Source organism: Actinoplanes sp. NPDC049599 (assembly GCF_044465625.1).
In the GTDB taxonomy this organism is placed as follows: domain Bacteria; phylum Actinomycetota; class Actinomycetes; order Mycobacteriales; family Micromonosporaceae; genus Actinoplanes.
The window spans coordinates 367,513-380,062 of the sequence record NZ_JBITLX010000007.1 but is presented as its reverse complement, the minus strand read 5'-3'; the positions used below and the strand labels follow the sequence as shown (position 1 = coordinate 380,062).

Sequence of the window (12,550 nt, the reverse complement as noted above, 5' to 3'; positions counted from 1 at the left end):
CGTTCGCGGGCGTGGCGGATTACGACCGGGACGGCCGGCAGGACATCGTGGCCCGGGACAACGGGACGGGCAGGTTGTGGCTGTATCCGGGTCAGTCGACGCGGGGTTACAGCAGCCTCGGGCGGTTCGAGATCGGCAACGGCTGGAATGCGATGACGTTCGCGGGCGTGGCGGATTACGACCGGGACGGCCGGCAGGACATCGTGGCCCGGGACAACGGGACGGGCAGGTTGTGGCTGTATCCGGGTCAGTCGACGCGGGGTTACAGCAGCCTCGGCCGGTTCGAGATCGGCAACGGCTGGAATGCGATGACCTTCGCCGATGTCGCAGACTACGACCGCGACGGCAGCCAGGACATCGTGGCCCGCGACAACGGGACCGGCAGGTTGTGGCTGTACCCGGGTCAGGGGACCCGGGGTTACAGCAGCCTGGGCCGGTTCGAGATCGGCAACGGCTGGTAGGGGCGGCGCGGCCTCACCGGCCCTTGCGGCCGACCGCGCAGATCACCTCGAGCGGGGGAGCGTCCGCCGACTCCGGTCGCCACTGCGGCGCCGGAGTCACCCCCGGCTCGACCAGCTCCAGCCCCTCGAAGAACCGGCTGAACTGGGCGCGGCTGCGCAGCACGTACGGCGGGTTGGCCTGCTCGTTCCAGATCCGTTCCGCCTCGCCGTGCCGTTGACTGCGGGAGCCGTCCAGGGCGATCAGGTAGCTGCCCGGGGCGAGCGCGGCCAGGTACTCCCCGACCAGCGTGACGGCCTCGTCGTCGTCGGTGACGTGGCCCAGGATGCCGGACATGATCAGCGCCACCGGCCGCGTGAGGTCCAGCGTGCGGGCAGCCTCGGCGAGCACCGGCGCTGGGCCACCTCGTGGGTGTTGTCCACGGTGGGCAGACCGCTGCCGACGTCCAGGAACTGCCGGATCCCCGCCTCGGTGGTGACGTGGCCGACCGCCCGCACCAGGAAGGCCCGGGACGCCCGGGCGTTCTCGACGATCTGCGGGTACGCCTCCCGGATCTGATCACCCACCTCCCGGTCCACCGGGAAGTTGTCCGTCCCGCCCAGCCAGTAGTTCCAGATCCGGGCTGTCTGCGGCACGCTCGTGTCGACCGGCTCGGGCACGGGGCATCAACCTTTCAGGGAGGCGGCGAGCCTGCTCAGCGCCGCCGCGGCGCCGCTGGTCAGGGGAGCGCCGTGACCGGGCAGGATGGTCCGGACGTCGAGGGTGGCCAGCTTGCGGACCGAGGCGGCCGCCTGGGTCATGTCGTCGGTGTACTGCGGATCGGGGCCGACGAGCGTGTCGGTGGTGCGCAGCGCGTCCCCGGCCACCAGCGTGCCGGTGGCCGGATCGAAGACGGCCACGTGCCCGGCGGTGTGCCCGGGGGTGCCGACGATCCGCAGGCCGAACACCTCGTCGCCGTCCTTCAGGGGGGTCAGCGGCCGCGTCGCGCTCACCTCCGCGACGTCCGCCGCTCCGGTGTAGAACGTGGCCTTGACCTGCGGCTCGACGCCGGCCAGGCCGCCCGCGTGGTCGGGGTGCTTGTGGGTGAGCACGACGTGCCGGACGGCGCCCCAGCCGCTGCCGGCGGCCGCCAGGCCGGCCCCGATCGCGTCGGCCGAGCCCTCGGTGCCGAGGTCGACCACGGCCGCCTCGCTGCCGCGGATCAGCAGGTAGGCCGAGACGAACGAGAGGTCGACCCGGCTCCAGCCGCCGGCGACCGCGCCGCCGGCGGAAGAGGCCGGGCCGGGAGCGGGGGTCTCCACGGCACCCGGATCGGTGGACTTCGAGCAGCCCGTGACGGTGTTCAGGACGGTCACGCCGAGCACTCCGGCGCCTGCGGACACCAGCAGCCGGCGGCGGGTCATCATCAGGTCCCTCATCCCTGGATTATCCGTCCGCGGCGGTCTGCCCGGTGTAACCAAGTGTCTTTGTAGGGTTCCCACAAAACAGCGGCTCCGGCGTGCGCGTTCCCGGCATTGGTTTACCCACCGGTAATCCCGCAGTCTGTAGATCAGGTGCAGGCGACGCTCCGAGACCCGGACGTCGCCTGCTGTGCGTAGGTCTCGGGAGGCTCAGCCGGTGTTCAGTCGTGTCGCCATCGTCAACCGTGGAGAGGCCGCGATGCGGCTCATCCACGCCGTCCGGGACCTTTCGGCGGAAACCGGGGCGCGGATCGAGACGGTCGCCCTCTACACCGACGCCGACCGCACCTCGACCTTCGTCCGCGAGGCGGACATCGCGTACCCGCTGGGCCCGGCCTCGGCCCGTCCCTACCTGGACCTGGCCGTCCTGGAGCGGGCGCTGGTGGAGACCGGCGCCGACGCCGCGTGGGTCGGCTGGGGCTTCGTCGCCGAGGACCCGGCGTTCGCCGAGCTGTGCGAGAAGATCGGCGTCACCTTCGTCGGGCCGAGCCCGGAGGCGATGCGCAAGCTCGGCGACAAGATCGGCGCGAAGCTGATCGCCGAGGAGGTCGGCGTCCCGGTCGCGCCGTGGAGCCGCGGCGAGGTGGCCACCCTCGCCGACGCCCTGCGGGCCGGTGACGCGATCGGCTACCCGCTGATGCTCAAGGCCACCGCGGGCGGCGGCGGGCGCGGCATCCGGATGGTCGCCTCGGGTGCGGACCTGGCCGACGCGTACGAGCGCACCAGCCAGGAGGCGCTGCGGGCGTTCGGCTCCGGCGTGGTCTTCCTGGAGCGTCTGGTCACCGGCGCCCGGCACGTCGAGGTGCAGGTCATCGCCGACGGCCAGGGCACGGCGTGGGCGCTGGGCGTGCGCGACTGCTCGGTGCAGCGGCGCAACCAGAAGATCATCGAGGAGTCCGCGTCCCCCGTCCTGGCGCCGGAGCAGACCGCGGAGCTGAAGGCATCCGCCGAGCGGCTCGCCGTCGCGGTCGGCTACCGCGGCGCCTGCACGGTGGAGTTCCTCTACCACCCCGGCGACAAGCTGTTCGCCTTCCTCGAGGTCAACACCCGGCTCCAGGTGGAGCACCCGATCACCGAGATCACCACCGGCACCGACCTGGTCCGGCTCCAGCTGCACGTGGCGGCGGGCGGCACGCTGACCGGCGCCCAGCCGGCCGAGGCCGGGCACGCCGTCGAGGCCCGGCTGAACGCCGAGGACCCGGACCGCGACTTCGCCCCCTCACCCGGGCGGATCGCGCGCCTGGTGCTGCCCACCGGCCCCGGCATCCGGGTCGACACCGGGGTCAGCGAGGGCGACACCATCCCGGCCGACTTCGACTCGATGATCGCGAAGATCATCGCGTACGGCCGGGACCGCGGTGAGGCGCTGGGCCGGCTGCGCCGCGCGCTGGCCGAGACCACCGTGATCATCGAGGGCGGCACCACCAACAAGAGCTTCGTGCTCGACCTGCTGGACCAGCCCGAGGTGATCGACGCCAGCGCCGACACCGGCTGGATCGACCGGGTCCGCGCGCAGGGCCGGCTGGTCAGCCACCGGCACTCGGCGATCGCCCTGGCGGCGGCCGCGATCGAGGCGTACCAGGACGAGGAGGAGATCAGCCGGCAGCGGCTGCTGGCCACCGCGCACGGCGGGCGCCCGCAGGTGCAGCACGAGAGCCGGCCGCTGGACCTCAAGCTCCGCGGCGTCGGCTACCGGGTGAGCGTCGCCCGGGTCGGGCAGCAGCGGTTCCGGGTCGGCATCTCCGGCGGCGGCGACGCACACCCGGCGGACGTCGAGATCGAGCGGTTCGACGCGCACAGCGGCCGGGTGGTCGTCAACGGGCACCGCTTCCGGCTGGTGTCGGCCACCCACGGGCCGATCCACCTGGTCGAGGTCGACGGCGTGACCCACCGGATCAGCCGCGACGAGGGCGGCGTGGTCCGCTCGCCCGCGCCCGCGCTGGTGGTGGCGACGCCGCTGGCGGTCGGCGACGAGGTGGCCTCCGGCGCGCCGATCCTGGTGCTGGAGAGCATGAAGATGGAGACGGTGCTGCGCGCGCCGTTCCGGGCCCGGGTGCGCGAGTGCCCGGTGTCGGTGGGCAGCCAGGTGGAGACCGGCACGCCGCTGATGCGCCTGGAGCCGCTCGCCGACGACGCGGAGGAGGAGGCCGCCGGCCCCGGCGAGACCGTCGAGATCGACCTGCCCGCCGAGCCCGCGGGCGTGTCCGCCGCCGTCCGGGCCGCGCACGGCCTGCAGGACCTGCGCAGCCTGCTGCTCGGCTTCGACGTCGACCAGCAGGACCGCAAGCGCGTGCTGTCCCGCTACCTGGCCGCCCGGGCCGAGCTGGACGGCCGGCCGCTGCCGGGCGAGCTGGACCTGCTGAGCGTCTTCGCCGACCTGTCCGAGCTGAGCCGCAACAAGCCGGCCGGCGACCTGGAGGTCGAGCCGGGCAGCCCGGTGCACAGCCCGCGCGAGTACTTCCACAGCTACCTGCAGAGCCTCGACGTGGAACGGGCCGGGGTCACCGAGGCGTTCCAGGCCAAGCTGACCCAGATGCTCGGCCACTACGGCGTCACCGACCTGGACCGCACCCCGGAGCTCGAGGCCGCGGTGTTCCGGATCTTCCTGGCCCAGCAGCGGATGGGCAGCGACGCCGCGGTGGTCTCCGAGCTGCTCCGGCAGTGGCTGACCGGCCCGCCGCCGGTGGAGTCGCTCAGCGAGCGCGCCGGGCTCACCCTGGAGCACCTGGTCGAGGCCACCCAGGTGCGCTTCCCCGCGGTGGCCGACCTGGCCCGCGGGGTGGTGTTCCGCTGGTTCGTCCAGCCGCTGCTGCGGCGCAACCGGGCCAAGGTCTACGCCGCGGTCCGCGAGGAGTTGCGCCACCTGGACCGCGAGCCGGACGCGCCGGACCGCGCCGACCGGATCCAGGCCATGGTGGCCAGCGCCGAGCCGCTGGTGCGGCTCATCGGCCAGCGGATGGGCCGCCCCGGCCGCGACCACGCCCCGCTGCTGGAGGTGCTGACCCGCCGCTACTACGGCAACCGCGGGCTGGCCCGGGTCACCGCGCGGGAGGTCGTGGGCTGCGGGTTCGTCACCGCCGAGCACACCGGCCCGCACGGCGTGACGCGGGTGGTCACCACCGCCGTCGACATCACCGCGCTGCCCGACGCGCTGGGCGCGGTGGCCACGCTCGCCGCCGACGTGGCCGAGCGCGGGCTGGTCGCCGACCTCTACGTCACCTGGGAGGACCAGCCGGACGCCGACGCGATGGCCGTACGGCTGGCCGGGCTGCTCACCGAGCACCCGCTGCCGGCCGGGGTCCGGCGGATCACCACCACCGTGGCCGGCACCAGCGGCGCGGTGATGCACCACCACTTCACCTTCCGGCCCGACGGCGCCGGCTTCGCCGAGGACCGGCTGATCCGCGGCCTGCACCCGCAGATCGCCCAGCGCCTCCAGCTGCAGCGGCTGCGCGAGTTCGACCTCACCCGGCTGCCGTCGGCGGACGAGGAGATCTACCTGTTCAAGGCCGTCGCCAAGAGCAACCCGGCCGACGAGCGGCTGATCGCGATGGGCCAGGTCCGCGACCTGACCCCGCTGCGCGAGTCCGACGGCCGGCTGGTCGCGCTGCCCGCGGTCGAGGACGCGATCACCGCTGGCCTGGACGCGATCCGCAACATCCAGGCGCAGCGGCCGCAGAACAAGCGCTTCGACACCAACCGGATCATGATGTACGTCTGGCCGGCCACCGAGCTGACCAGCGACGAGCTGAACGCGCTGGTCCAGCGCATCCTGCCGACCTCGGCGGGCGCCGGGCTGGAGGAGGTCCAGTTCGTGGCCCGCCAGCGCAACGCCGCCGGCGAGCTGACCGAGGTGGCCGTCCGGATCACCCTGGACCCGGGCAACGGCGCGCAGCTGCACGTCGACAAGCCCTCTACCGAGCCGGTCCGGCCGCTGGACGACTACCGGCAGAAGGTGCTGCGGGCGGCCCGGCGCGGCAACATCTACCCGTACGAGCTGACCGGGCTGCTCGCCGGGGCGCGGGGCAGTTTCGTCGAGCACGACCTCGACGCCGGCGGGGTGCTCGTGCCCGTCGACCGGCCCAGGGGGAAGAACGCCGCGGCGCTGGTGGCGGGGGTGGTCACCACGCCCACCGAGCGGTATCCCGAGGGTGTCACCCGGGTCGTGCTGCTCGGCGACCCGACCAAGGCGCTGGGCGCGCTGTCGGAGCCGGAGTGCTCGCGGGTGATCGCCGCCCTCGACCTGGCCGAGCGGATGCGGGTGCCGCTGGAGTGGTTCGCGCTGTCGGCGGGCGCCCGGATCTCGATGTCCTCGGGCACCGAGAACATGGACTGGGTGGCCGCGGCGCTCAAGCGGATCGTCACGTTCACCCAGGCCGGCGGCGAGATCAACATCGTGGTCGCGGGGATCAACGTGGGCGCGCAGCCGTACTGGAACGCCGAGGCGACGATGCTCATGCACACCAAGGGCATCCTGGTGATGACGCCGGACTCGGCCATGGTGCTGACCGGCAAGCAGTCGCTGGACTTCTCCGGCGGCGTGTCGGCCGAGGACAACTACGGCATCGGCGGCTACGACCGGGTGATGGGCCCGAACGGCCAGGCGCAGTACTGGGCGCCCAGCCTGCCGGCCGCCCGCGAGGTGCTGATGGCGCACTACGACCACACGTACGTCGCACCCGGCGAGACGGCGCCGCGCCAGGCACACACCACCGACCCGGCCGGCCGCGACGTGTCGGACTTCCCGCACACGCTGGCCGGCAGCGACTTCAGCACCGTCGGCGAGATCTTCTCGACCAGCCACAACCCGGACCGCAAGAAGCCGTTCGACATCCGTACGGTGATGCGCGCGCTGTCCGACCAGGACCACCCGGTGCTGGAGCGCTGGGCCGGCATGGCCGACGCGGACACCTCCGTGGTGCAGGACGCGCACCTCGGCGGCTGGCCGGTCTGCCTGGTCGGCATCGAGTCGCGGTCGGTGCCGCGGCGCGGCTTCCCGCCCACCGACGGCCCGGACACCTACACCGCGGGCACGCTGTTCCCGCGCTCGTCGAAGAAGACCGCCCGGGCGATCAACGCGGCCTCCGGCAACCGCCCGCTGGTGGTGCTGGCGAACCTGTCCGGCTTCGACGGTTCGCCGGAGTCGATGCGCAAGCTCCAGCTGGAGTACGGCGCCGAGATCGGCCGGGCGATCGTCAACTTCGTCGGCCCCATCGTGTTCTGCGTGATCTCGCGCTACCACGGCGGCGCGTTCGTGGTGTTCTCCAAGGCGCTGAACCCGAACATGACGGTGCTGGCGCTGGAGGGCTCGTTCGCCTCGGTGCTCGGCGGCGCCCCGGCGGCGGCCGTGGTGTTCTCCGGCGAGGTGAACACCCGCACCGCGACCGACCCGCGGGTGACCGACCTGCAGGCGCGCATCTCGGGGGCCAGCGGCGCCGCGCGGGCGGCCCTGACCGCCCAGCTCGCGGAGGTGCAGCCGGCGGTCCGGTCGGAGAAGCTGGGCGAGGTCGCGGCGGAGTTCGACCGGGTGCACAGCATCCAGCGCGCGGTCGAGGTGGGCTCGGTGGACACCATCATCAGCGCCGCCGAGCTGCGCCCCCGGATCATCGAGGCGATCGAGCACGGCATGAAGCGCTGACCGGGGCGGGCGGTCTGTCGGCTGCCCGATTGTGCCGGCGTGCCGGGCGGTGCCACGGTGACCGCTGAGGCAAGGAGGCCGCCATGCCCGACGCGCCGGCCACCCACCGTCCCGCCGCCGACCAGCCGACCGGGCACCGGGCCACCGCCCCGGCGCCGCGGTGGGGCGGGCCGCTGCCGTGGGTGCTGACCCTGGCGGTCCTCGCGCTCACGCTGCTGCTGGTCCTGCGCAGCATCGGCGCGTTGCTGGCGCAGGTCCAGCTCACCTCGGGCAACTCCTACGGGGGCATGGAGTCGGTGGGCGGCGGGCTCACCACCGACTTCGTCGCGCGGACCCAGGCGCTGCTGGAGGTGTGGCGCGAGGCGGCCGCCGGGTCGGCGGGCACCCGTACGCTCATCGCCCGCACCGCGGTGACCTACACCTACCTGGACATGGTGTTCCTGGTCGTCTACGCGGCGCTCGTCGTGCTGGTCTGGCGGTGGCTGCGCGCGCTGCCCGGGTGCCAGCAGCGCCGCGACACCAGCGGGCCCAACCGGCTGCGCCACTGGGCGTGGTGGCCGCGCTGGTGGCTGCTGCCGCTGGTGCTGGCGGCCTGCGACGCGGTCGAGAACCTGGTGCGCCTGGTCATCGTGCTCCGGACGGTCGACGGCGCCGCGGTGCCCGGCTGGCTCATCTGGGCCTCCTGGGTCCCGACCACCCTCAAGCTGCTGCTGTTCGCGATCTGCGTGGTGCTGCTGCTGGTGCTGCTGCTGGACAGCGGCATCCCGGGCACCTGGTGGCGCGGCGTCGGGTGGGCGCTGTGGCGGCTGCGGGTCGCGGTGCTGGCCACCGTCCTGTACGTCGCGGTGCTGCTCGTCGACCCCACCGGGCAGGCCATCGACCTCGCCCGGCGGTGGCTGAACGACCCGGTGAACGCCGTCGCCGGCGTCCTCGCCCTGCTGGCCGCCGGCCTGCTGGGGTTCGCCACCTGGCTGACCGCCCGCCGGGTGGTGCTGGCCGATCAGACCAGCCGGGCCGCCGGGGACGTGCCCTGGCGGCGCGTGCTGCTGGCCGCGGCGGCCGTGACCGCGGTCGCCGCCTGGCTCTCCGGCTGGCGGTCGCTGGGCGCGGTCACCGTGGTGGCGGTCGCGATCCTGCTGCTGGGGCTGTTGTGGAACGCCCGGCCGATGACCGTGGGGCGCGATCAGCAGGCCACCATGGCCGAGGCCGCGAGGAGCCGCGCCCGGGACGCGCGGGCGCCGCGGGACCAGCGGCTGAGCTCCGCCCGGCTGGTGGCCCGGACGCTGGCGGTCGCCGCGCCGGTGGCCCTGCTGGTGCTGACCGCGGTCGCGTACGCGCCGGTCCCGCTCGTCCTGTCGCTGTCCGGCGCGGACCGGGCCGGCCGGTGGGTGCCGGCGTTGCTCCTCGCCGTGGCCGGCGCGGTCGGCGCTCCCGCGGTGGCGCTGGGCGGCTGGCTGCTGCTGCGGGCCTGGGACGGCGACAGCGAACGCCGCCCGGCCGGCCTGGAACGCAAATACCTGGTGGGCTGCGTCCTGATCACCCTGGCCACCGCCGGCACGTTCCTCGGCGCCTTCACCCGGCAGCCCCTGGTCACCGCGTTCGTGGTGGTGCCGATGTATCTCGCCGCGGTCATGCTGCTGCTCGGCGAGGCGCAGCGCTGGTCGGAGACGCACACCGCGCCGCCCGGCCTGCTCGCCGTCGGCCTCACCCGGGTGCCGGTCGCCGCGCTGCTCGTGCTGGTGTTCGTCCTGGCCAGCTACCGGTTCAGCGACGGCTCCGCGCACGCGGTGCACCGCGCGCCCGACCTGCCCGCCGGGCTGGTCGGGGCCGACGGGCTGCGCAGCGGCGTGAGCCTGGACGCCGCGTTCCAGGAATGGGTGGCGGGCAACTGTGCCGCCGCGCAGCCGTCCGGCGGGCCGGCACAGGTGCCGCTGATCCTGGTCGCCGCGCCCGGCGGCGGGTTGCGGGCGGCGTACTGGACCGGGTCGGCCCTGAGTGACCTCTTCGGGGCCGCGCGGGCCCCGGCGGCTCCCGGCTGCGCCGCCGCGCCGAGCGACCGGATCTTCGCCGTCGGCGGCGCCTCCGGCGGCAGTCTCGGCGCGCTCGCGTACGTCTCCGGGCTCGACCCCGGTCCGGCCGGGCCGCGGGCCGGGCGCTGGTACGACGAGGAGCTGGCCCGGCCCGACTTCCTCACCGACCCGCTGGCCTGGCTGCTGTCCGCGGACGCGTTCCGGGTCTACCTGGGGTACGGCGGCGAGGACCGGGCCCGCAGGCTGGAGATGGCCTGGTCCGCGCACATCGGCGGGCTCGACGGCGACTTCCTGACCGGCGCCTGGGGCCAGGGCGGGCACCGCCCGATCCTGATGGTCACCGGCACCCACGTGGAGACGGGCTGCCGGCTGAACGTCGGCGGTCTGCGGCTGACCGACCCGGGGCAGCGCCGGGACGAGGGCAGCTGCGCGACCCTGCGGGGCGGGCCGGCGCAGGCGGACGCACCCGTCACCTCCGACCTGCTCGACTACCTGTGCGGACCGGAGAAGGGCAGCCGCCCCGGGTCGGTCTCCTACGCCACCGCGGCGCTGCTGTCCGCGCGCTTCCCGTACGTGTCGCCGTCCGGGCAGCTGTACCGGTGCTCGGAGGCGCCCGCGGACGGATCGGGGGAGCCGACCGCCGCGACGCGCACCGCGGTGGTGGACGGCGGTTACGCGGACAACACCGGCCTCGGCCTGCTGCTGGCCCTCTGGCCCCGGCTCGAACGGCTGATCGCGGCGCACAACGCGGTGCCGGGCAGCGCCACGATCGTGCCGGTGCTGCTGGAGGTCGACAACCACTACGCCCAGGTGGCGGCGCCGACCGAACCCGGACGTACCGTCGAGATGCTGGTGCCGCCCTCGACGAAGTCGCGCCCGGACAAGCTGGACGATCGGGCCATGGAGGGCCAGGCCGCCGGCATCTTCACCGGACCGCTGCCCGGCACCGCCCGCCGCTGCGACGTCGACGCGTCCACCGGCCGGTTCGTCCGGATCGGACCCCGGACCTCGCCCGGACTGCCCGCCCCGCTGGCCTGGACCCTGTCCCGGCTGGCGACCGAGGACCTGACCGCCCAGCGCGAGGTCGCGGTGGACGAGGCGCCCGCCGCGCGGCTGAGCTCCTGGGCCCGGGGCGCCGTGGCGTGCGCCTGAGCCGGCCGGTGCCTAGGCTGCCGCCGGCAGGGTGACCGTCACGACGAGGCCGCCCTCGAGCCGGGGCTCCGCGCGGGCCTCCCCGCCGTGCGCCCGGGCCACCGCCCGCACGATCGACAGCCCCAGCCCGACGCCGGGACCCGCGAGCCGGTCGGTGCCCAGCCGCCGGAACGGTTCGAACAGGCCCTCCACCTCGTAGCGGGGGACGACCGGCCCGGTGTTGCTCACCTCGAGCACCGCCAGCCCGTCCTTGGCGTACGTGGCCACCCGGACCCAGCCCTCGGGGGTGTTGTGCCGGACGGCGTTCTCGACCAGGTTCTGCACCAGCCGTTCCAGCAGCACCGGGTCGCCGGCGGTGGGCGCCTCGGCCGGCTCGCAGCAGATCTCCGGGCCGCTCACGTGCGCGGCGATGTCGGCCAGGTCCACGTAGGAGCGTTCGGTCAGCTCCCGCTCCGAGCGGGCCAGCAGCAGCAGGCCGTCGATCAGCCGGCCGTGCCGCTCGTTGATCGCCAGCAGGGTGGCGCCGAGCTGGCGGACCTCCGGCGGCGCCGAATCCTGCCGCAGGGCGACCTCCAGCAGCGTCCGGTTCAGGGTCAGCGGGGTGCGCAGCTCGTGCGACGCGTTCGCGATGAACCGGCGCTGGCCGTCGAAGGAGCGGTCCAGCCGGGTCAGCATCAGGTCGAAGGTGTCCGCGAGCTGCTTGATCTCGTCGTCCGGCCCGGCCAGGGCGATGCGGTCGTGCAGCCCGCGGTCGGCCGCCGGGGACTCCGCGATGCGCCGCGCGGTCTCGGTGATCCGGTGCAGCGGCTGCAGCATCCGGCCGGCCACCAGCCAGCCCAGCGCGATCGCCGCCGCGCCCACCACCAGCAGCGCGATGCCACCCTGGGTGAGCAGCGCGGACAGCGCGTCGTCCTGGGTGTCCTCGATGACCCGCTGGAAGACCACGTCGGGCCGGCCCACCTCCGGCTGCGCCACATTCACAGCGCTGCTGCCGCGCAGCACGGCCATGCCGGGCAGCCGCTGGGACACCAGCACGTAGGTGACGCCGAGCATGACGACGCCGGCGGCCAGGAACAGGCCGCCGTACACCAGGGTCAGCCGGCCGCGCACGGTCAGTCTCATCCGATCCGATACCCCACTCCGGGCTCGGTGAGCAGCACCGGCGGGTTGCCCAGCTTGCGGCGCAACTTCAAGATCGTCATCCGTACGGCGTGGGTGAACGGGTCGGCGTTCTCGTCCCAGGCCTTCTCCAGCAGCTGTTCCGCCGAGACCGCGGTGCCGTCGGCGCGCAGCAGCTCGGCCAGCACGGCGAACTCCTTGCGCGACAGCGGGACGTACCGGCCGTCCCGGAACACCTCCCGCCGGTGCGGGTCCAGGCTGATCCCGGCCCGGCGCAGCACCGGCGGCGCGGCCGGCCGCGACCGGCGGCCCAGCGCCGCGACCCGGGCGGACAGCTCCCGGAACGCGAACGGCTTGGGCAGGTAGTCGTCGGCGCCCAGGGCCAGCCCGGCCACCCGGTCGTCGATCTCCGCCGCCGCGGTCAGCATGATGATCCGCGGGGTGGATTCCCGCCCGGCGAGCTGCCGGCACACCTCGTCGCCGGGCACGAGGGGCAGGTCGCGGTCGAGGATCACCACGTCGTAGTCGTGGACGCCCGTGCGTTCCAGCGCGGCCGCGCCGTCGTAGACCACGTCGACCGCGTGGGTGTCGAGGCGCAGTCCCGCCGCGACGGTGTCGGCCAGCAGAGGTTCGTCCTCGACCACCAGGATGCGCATGCCTCCATGGTGACCCAAGGTCACGTCACGTGGGCG

At 74.3% G+C, this 12,550-nt stretch carries 6 protein-coding genes and 1 pseudogene; 3 read left to right on the top strand and 4 right to left on the bottom strand.

Features of this window, described 5'->3' with window-relative positions; genetic code table 11:
• Window positions 1-461 (top strand): FG-GAP repeat domain-containing protein (locus ACIBQZ_RS16605; RefSeq protein ID WP_396089487.1); only part of this gene is annotated, 461 nt, incomplete at its 5' end.
• A gap of 13 nt (window positions 462-474) precedes the next feature.
• Here the strand turns inward: ACIBQZ_RS16605 and ACIBQZ_RS16600 are convergent.
• Window positions 475-1,118 (bottom strand): annotated as a pseudogene (locus ACIBQZ_RS16600) (SAM-dependent methyltransferase).
• A 6-nt stretch (window positions 1,119-1,124) separates the two neighbouring features.
• Window positions 1,125-1,877: an MBL fold metallo-hydrolase gene (locus ACIBQZ_RS16595; protein WP_396089486.1), complete on the bottom strand. Its 753-nt coding sequence runs from the start codon at window positions 1,875-1,877 to the stop codon at window positions 1,125-1,127.
• A 199-nt stretch (window positions 1,878-2,076) separates the two neighbouring features.
• On the opposite strand from ACIBQZ_RS16595, the gene ACIBQZ_RS16590 reads away from it, so the two are divergent.
• Together ACIBQZ_RS16590 and ACIBQZ_RS16585 are read left to right on the top strand one after the other, a co-directional pair.
• Window positions 2,077-7,557, top strand: a complete 5,481-nt coding sequence (locus ACIBQZ_RS16590) for a biotin carboxylase N-terminal domain-containing protein (RefSeq protein WP_396089485.1) — start codon at window positions 2,077-2,079, stop codon at window positions 7,555-7,557.
• 83 nt (window positions 7,558-7,640) lie between these two features.
• Window positions 7,641-10,739 carry a hypothetical protein gene (locus ACIBQZ_RS16585; RefSeq protein ID WP_396089484.1) on the top strand — a complete coding sequence of 1,033 codons (3,099 nt, stop codon included), beginning with the start codon at window positions 7,641-7,643 and terminating at the stop codon, window positions 10,737-10,739.
• Between the two features lie 12 nt (window positions 10,740-10,751).
• Here ACIBQZ_RS16585 and ACIBQZ_RS16580 read toward each other — a convergent pair whose 3' ends face one another.
• Both ACIBQZ_RS16580 and ACIBQZ_RS16575 read right to left on the bottom strand, forming a co-directional pair.
• A complete protein-coding gene (locus ACIBQZ_RS16580) occupies window positions 10,752-11,861 on the bottom strand; it encodes a sensor histidine kinase (protein WP_396089483.1) in 1,110 nt (369 codons plus the stop codon).
• Entirely contained in the window at window positions 11,858-12,514 is a 657-nt protein-coding gene (locus tag ACIBQZ_RS16575) for a response regulator transcription factor (protein ID WP_396089482.1), read from the bottom strand. The genes ACIBQZ_RS16580 and ACIBQZ_RS16575 overlap by 4 nt, the downstream gene beginning before the upstream one ends.
• Window positions 12,515-12,550 lie beyond the last annotated feature (36 nt).